At 68.6% G+C, this 4,202-nt stretch carries 4 protein-coding genes; 1 reads left to right on the top strand and 3 read right to left on the bottom strand.

What is annotated here, in order from left to right; genetic code table 11:
* Positions 1-641: 641 nt before the first annotated feature.
* Positions 642-1,055: a hypothetical protein gene (locus tag E1292_RS52425; protein ID WP_181958428.1), complete on the top strand. Its 414-nt coding sequence runs from the start codon at positions 642-644 to the stop codon at positions 1,053-1,055.
* On the opposite strand, the gene E1292_RS49640 is transcribed toward E1292_RS52425, so the two are convergent.
* The 3 genes from E1292_RS49640 to E1292_RS49630 all read right to left on the bottom strand — a co-directional run bounded on the left by E1292_RS49640 (position 1,028) and on the right by E1292_RS49630 (position 4,018).
* Positions 1,028-1,921, bottom strand: a complete 894-nt coding sequence (locus tag E1292_RS49640; RefSeq protein WP_132606758.1) for an RpnC/YadD family protein — start codon at positions 1,919-1,921, stop codon at positions 1,028-1,030. The two genes, E1292_RS52425 and E1292_RS49640, sit on opposite strands and share 28 nt — an antisense overlap.
* Before the next feature lie 309 nt (positions 1,922-2,230).
* On the bottom strand, positions 2,231-3,064 hold the full coding sequence (locus E1292_RS49635) for a DUF559 domain-containing protein (RefSeq protein ID WP_165975174.1): 834 nt from the start codon (positions 3,062-3,064) through the stop codon (positions 2,231-2,233).
* 543 nt (positions 3,065-3,607) lie between these two features.
* Positions 3,608-4,018, bottom strand: coding sequence for a DUF2000 domain-containing protein (locus E1292_RS49630; RefSeq protein ID WP_132606756.1), 411 nt, complete (start codon positions 4,016-4,018; stop codon positions 3,608-3,610).
* Between the last annotated feature and the right edge of the window lie 184 nt (positions 4,019-4,202).

Raw genomic sequence — 4,202 nt, 5'->3', positions numbered from 1 at the left:
CGAACTTCATCAACGGCATCAAGGAACTCCCGGTCACCATCGGCTGACACGGTCGCAGGCGGGGCAACGCGTAACCGGCAACGGTTGAGACGGCGAGCGGCCCGGTTGAGACGGCGAGCGACCCGGAGGCGGCGGAGGACGCACCGGGCGCCACCGGGCGCGGGGCTGCCGGCCACATCCGACCAAGCCACGGGCGACGTGGCGTTACCAGGTCGACGATCCGGCCCGGCACAACGCCCCGCCGAACGACGGCCACCCGTCCCCCTTGTCACTGGAGCCGTCGCGTCCACCAATGCCACACCACTGGTCAGCGGGCAACGCGCAGCGGCCCCGTGCGCGTCGTATTGGCTGGCGGCCAGCACCACCACTGACCGAGGGGCAACGCGCAACGCACCCACCCGCCACACTTAATGACGACCAACGCCACACCACTGACCGACAGCCAACGCGCAACGCACCCACCCGCCACACTCAATGACGACCAACGCCACACCACTGACCGACAGCCAACGCGCAACGCACCCACCCGCCACACTCAATGGCTACCAGCGTCACGCCGCTGGTCGGCGGGCAACACGCAGCGGCCCCGCGCGCGTCGTATTGGCTGGCGGCCAGCGTCACGCCGCTGGTGGGCGGGCAACATGCGGTGGTCGGCAGCGTGCCGTTGGTCGGCGGGCGAGGTGTGGCGGCCTTGGCCGTCGTATTCGCTGGCGGCCTCGAAGTCCTCCAAGCCCAGCCTCGCCTGGGACTGCCCGTATAGCGCCATCGCCCTGGCCAACCAGAGCCTCTGGCCGGCTCAGCTGCTGCAGCAGACCACCCTCACCAGTCAACTGCAGCCCTTCGCTGCGGGCTCGATCCACCAGCATCGAGATCAGCTGCTCGTCCGTCATCGCGCGATCCGGCTCGGCAGGCAGTTCGTTCATGGACAGGACTCCACGGCGGTCTCGGGCATCAAGTGTCTCTTCCTTGATCATCAAATCCGCCGTTGGTTTCACAGTCCCGGCTCAGCCAGCCACCAAGCCCTGCGTCAGGCCGGTTCGTTGAACAGGTCGTGAAGGGCCCGAGCGGTGGCGGCGCGGATGGCCCAGGTCTCGAGCTGGGCCAGGTCGGTGCAGGAGGTGATCCGGGCGCGGGTGTCGTCGGGGACGTCGAAGCCGCGGGCGGTCAACACGAGCAGCACCAGCCTGCCCGCCTCTTCCGCTTTGCCCTCCGCTTTGCCTTCTGCCCTGCCTTCCGCCTTACCTTCCGCCTTGCCTTTGGCTTGGCCTTCCTGGAGGCCGCGGCCGAAGTGTTCACGAGCGAAGGGGCTGTAGACCGGCCAGGTGGTGGACGTCATGATCTCCTCCATGAGGCAGCGGATCTCGGGCGTGGCCATGCCGTAGGCGTATTCATAGTACTGCGGAGCGTGTTCGTCGTGGGTGTCGGCGAGTGCCGTGGCAAACGCCTCGACCACTTTGCGGTCCTTGCCGTGGATCATGACGGACATGGCGGCGAGGTCGAGGTTGGCGGCGGCCCGCTGGGGGTCGGTGATGGCCGGTATGCCGTCCGGCCCCAGCACCACGGGGAGCAGGCGGTAGCCGGTCAGTCCGGACTCGATGGGTCGCGCGTAATGGGCGGCCGTGTTGTGGTCGGGGCAGATGATCAGGACGGTGACGTCGCACCCCAGGAGCAGCCAGGTGGCGGCAGCGTAACGGGCGAGTTGCCGAGGATCTTTGGATGTGCCCTGCTGGATCTCGACGATGATGGCGTGTGCGGGTTCGTTCGGGGGGCCCAGAGTAAAGATCAGATCAACTTCGATGTCGTCGGAGTTGCGGGTATTGAAGGTCCGCTCCTCCTGCCGGATCAGCGAGGTGTCGGGCAGTTTCACTCCCATGAGGTCGCGCAGGATCTCCACGGCGAGTTGTGGACGGTCGCTGAACATCTTGACCAGAGTGTCATGTCGGGGGGACGGCATGGCACTAAGTGTTACATCATAGGTACAGTAAGTGACGGTGATTCACGTACTCTCGTCGCTCCCTGGCCGCCTCCACAGCCCGTACGGCCACCCGATTGTCGGCGTCATGCCCCGTCTTGAACATGCCCTCTATGGGGACGGCCACGACCATCCCCGACCCACCGCCGTCTCCGCGCACAGCACAGGACCGCGCGCCTCACTCCCCGCACAGCACAGGACCGCGCGCCTCACTCCCCCGCACAGCACAGGACCGCGCGCCTCACTCCCCCGCACAGCTCAGGACTGGGTGTCTCGTTGACCTGGGCGGTAACGGGACCTGTGGCGGGCGGCTCGAATGCGGCGCAGGATGCGTTCGGTGCCCCCAGGGCCGGGATGCCAGCCGCGCTCCAGCAGGACATTGGAGACATGCCGGAGCAGTCCGGGGATCTGGCCGGGGATGGCGTCTCTGCGAACGGCGATCACCCGCCAGCCCAACCGCCGCAGCTCTTCCCTCCGGTCGCCGTCGTGTCGTTGGTCGGTGGGCGAGGTGTGGTGGCCTTGCCCGTCGTATTCAACGGCGACCTTGAACTCCTCCCAGCCCAGGTCGAGGTAGGCGAGCCGGCCGTCGCCCAGCTCTACCCTGATCTGGGCGGCAGGCCGGGGCAGGCCGCCGTCGACCAGGATGATCCGTAGCCAGCTCTCTCGGGGTGAGCAAGCGCGGGGGTCGGCGAGGGCCAGGAGGTCTCGCAGATGCCACGAGGTGAGCGGCCGGCGCCACAGGGCGTCCATGTCGACGCCCTTGCGGGCCAGCTGGTCGAGGACCGCTACGGCGTCCATGCGCGGCAACCACCGGGCGCAGTCGAGGGCCGTGCGTTCCATGGTGGAGAGGCGGACGCCTCTGTGCGTGGTGACGTCAGCGCTGGGGAGCGGGGTCACGTAGGTGACGCAGCCGGGGAGCGCCAGGTGGGCGGGAGCGGCCAGCTCGACGGGCCAGTCGGCTTCGGGGGTGGTCAGCACGCTCACGCCCCAGATATGGGCGGCCGTCCGGCGGCACGCGACGGCCTGCGGGACCGCCCGAGTGATCTTGGCGGCGCGGACGGTCAGGGAGGGAGTGTGGGATGGCTGGTGCATGCCGCCAAGGGTGCTCCAGCGGGCCGGGACGCCGACGCACCGAACCACGTTCTGTGGACAACGCCCGGACTTCGCCCCGGGTCCACTCCCCAAACTCTGTTCGGCGCGGATGCATGTCGTCAGGGACTCTCGAGCACATTCATTTCCGCAACGCTCGGCGCTCTCCGGCCCATGTGAATCCATAACGTCCAGCGCTCCCAGGCTCACCTGATTCCATGACGCCCGGCGCTCCCAGGCTCACCTGATTCCATGACGCCCGGCGCTCCCTGGCCCACCTGATTCCATGACGCCCGGCGCTCCCAGGCTCACCTGATTCCATGACGCCCGGCGCTCCCAGGCTCACCTGATTCCATGACGCCCGGCGCTCCCTGGCCCATCTCAGCCCATGACGCGCGGCGCTCCCTGGCCCATCTGGACTCCATATGGGACGTCTGGTGCCCTGGCCGCTCATCGGGTCAATGCCGGGGTCGGTGACCTCTGTGACGAGCGGCTCGGCGGCGCCGCGGGGGCAAGTGTCCGTACGGCCTGCTCGGGCGTGGGTGGTCAGGGGTGCAGGGACAGGCCCTTGAGGACCTTGTCGACGCCGTTCTTCGGTCCGTGCACCGCCACCCCCACCAACGCCAGATCCTCCGCCTCCACAGCCCGTACGGCCGCCCGGTTGTCGGCGTCGTTCCCCGTCTTGAACATCTCCTCGATGTACACGGCGACGTCCATCGCCCGCCCCACCGCCTTCTCGCGCACGGCGCGCAGCTCGGCCAGGTCCGCCGCGTAGACGAGCACAGGCTGCCGGATCATCGGCAGGTACGCGTTCCCCGACGCGTCCTCGTACGGCTCCCCCATGGTCTCCGGCACCCCGCCGGCGACCGCGCTGGACAGGAAGGCGGTGACGTTGAGCTTCTGCCACGCGGCCAGATCCGCGCGCACCACAATGGCGATCTTGGTATCGAAACGCATGGCCCAAGTCTCGCCACCCCCGCCCGGCCAGGTCTTGAACGCTCGTGCGCGAAAGGCCGGCTCACCGGAGGGGCCGGTGAAGCTTCAGAGCGATCGGACAGCCCATGCGGGGGCTACCCGGGCCGCGCAACGGCTGGGGCGACGGCCGAGGCAACGGCCGGGGCGGCGGGACCAAGGCGGTGGG

Origin of the sequence: Nonomuraea deserti (genome assembly GCF_004348685.1) — a bacterium.
GTDB classification, from domain to species: Bacteria; Actinomycetota; Actinomycetes; order Streptosporangiales; family Streptosporangiaceae; genus Nonomuraea; species Nonomuraea deserti.
Note: the sequence above shows the minus strand (reverse complement) of the source record. Positions and strands in the feature narration are given on the sequence as shown.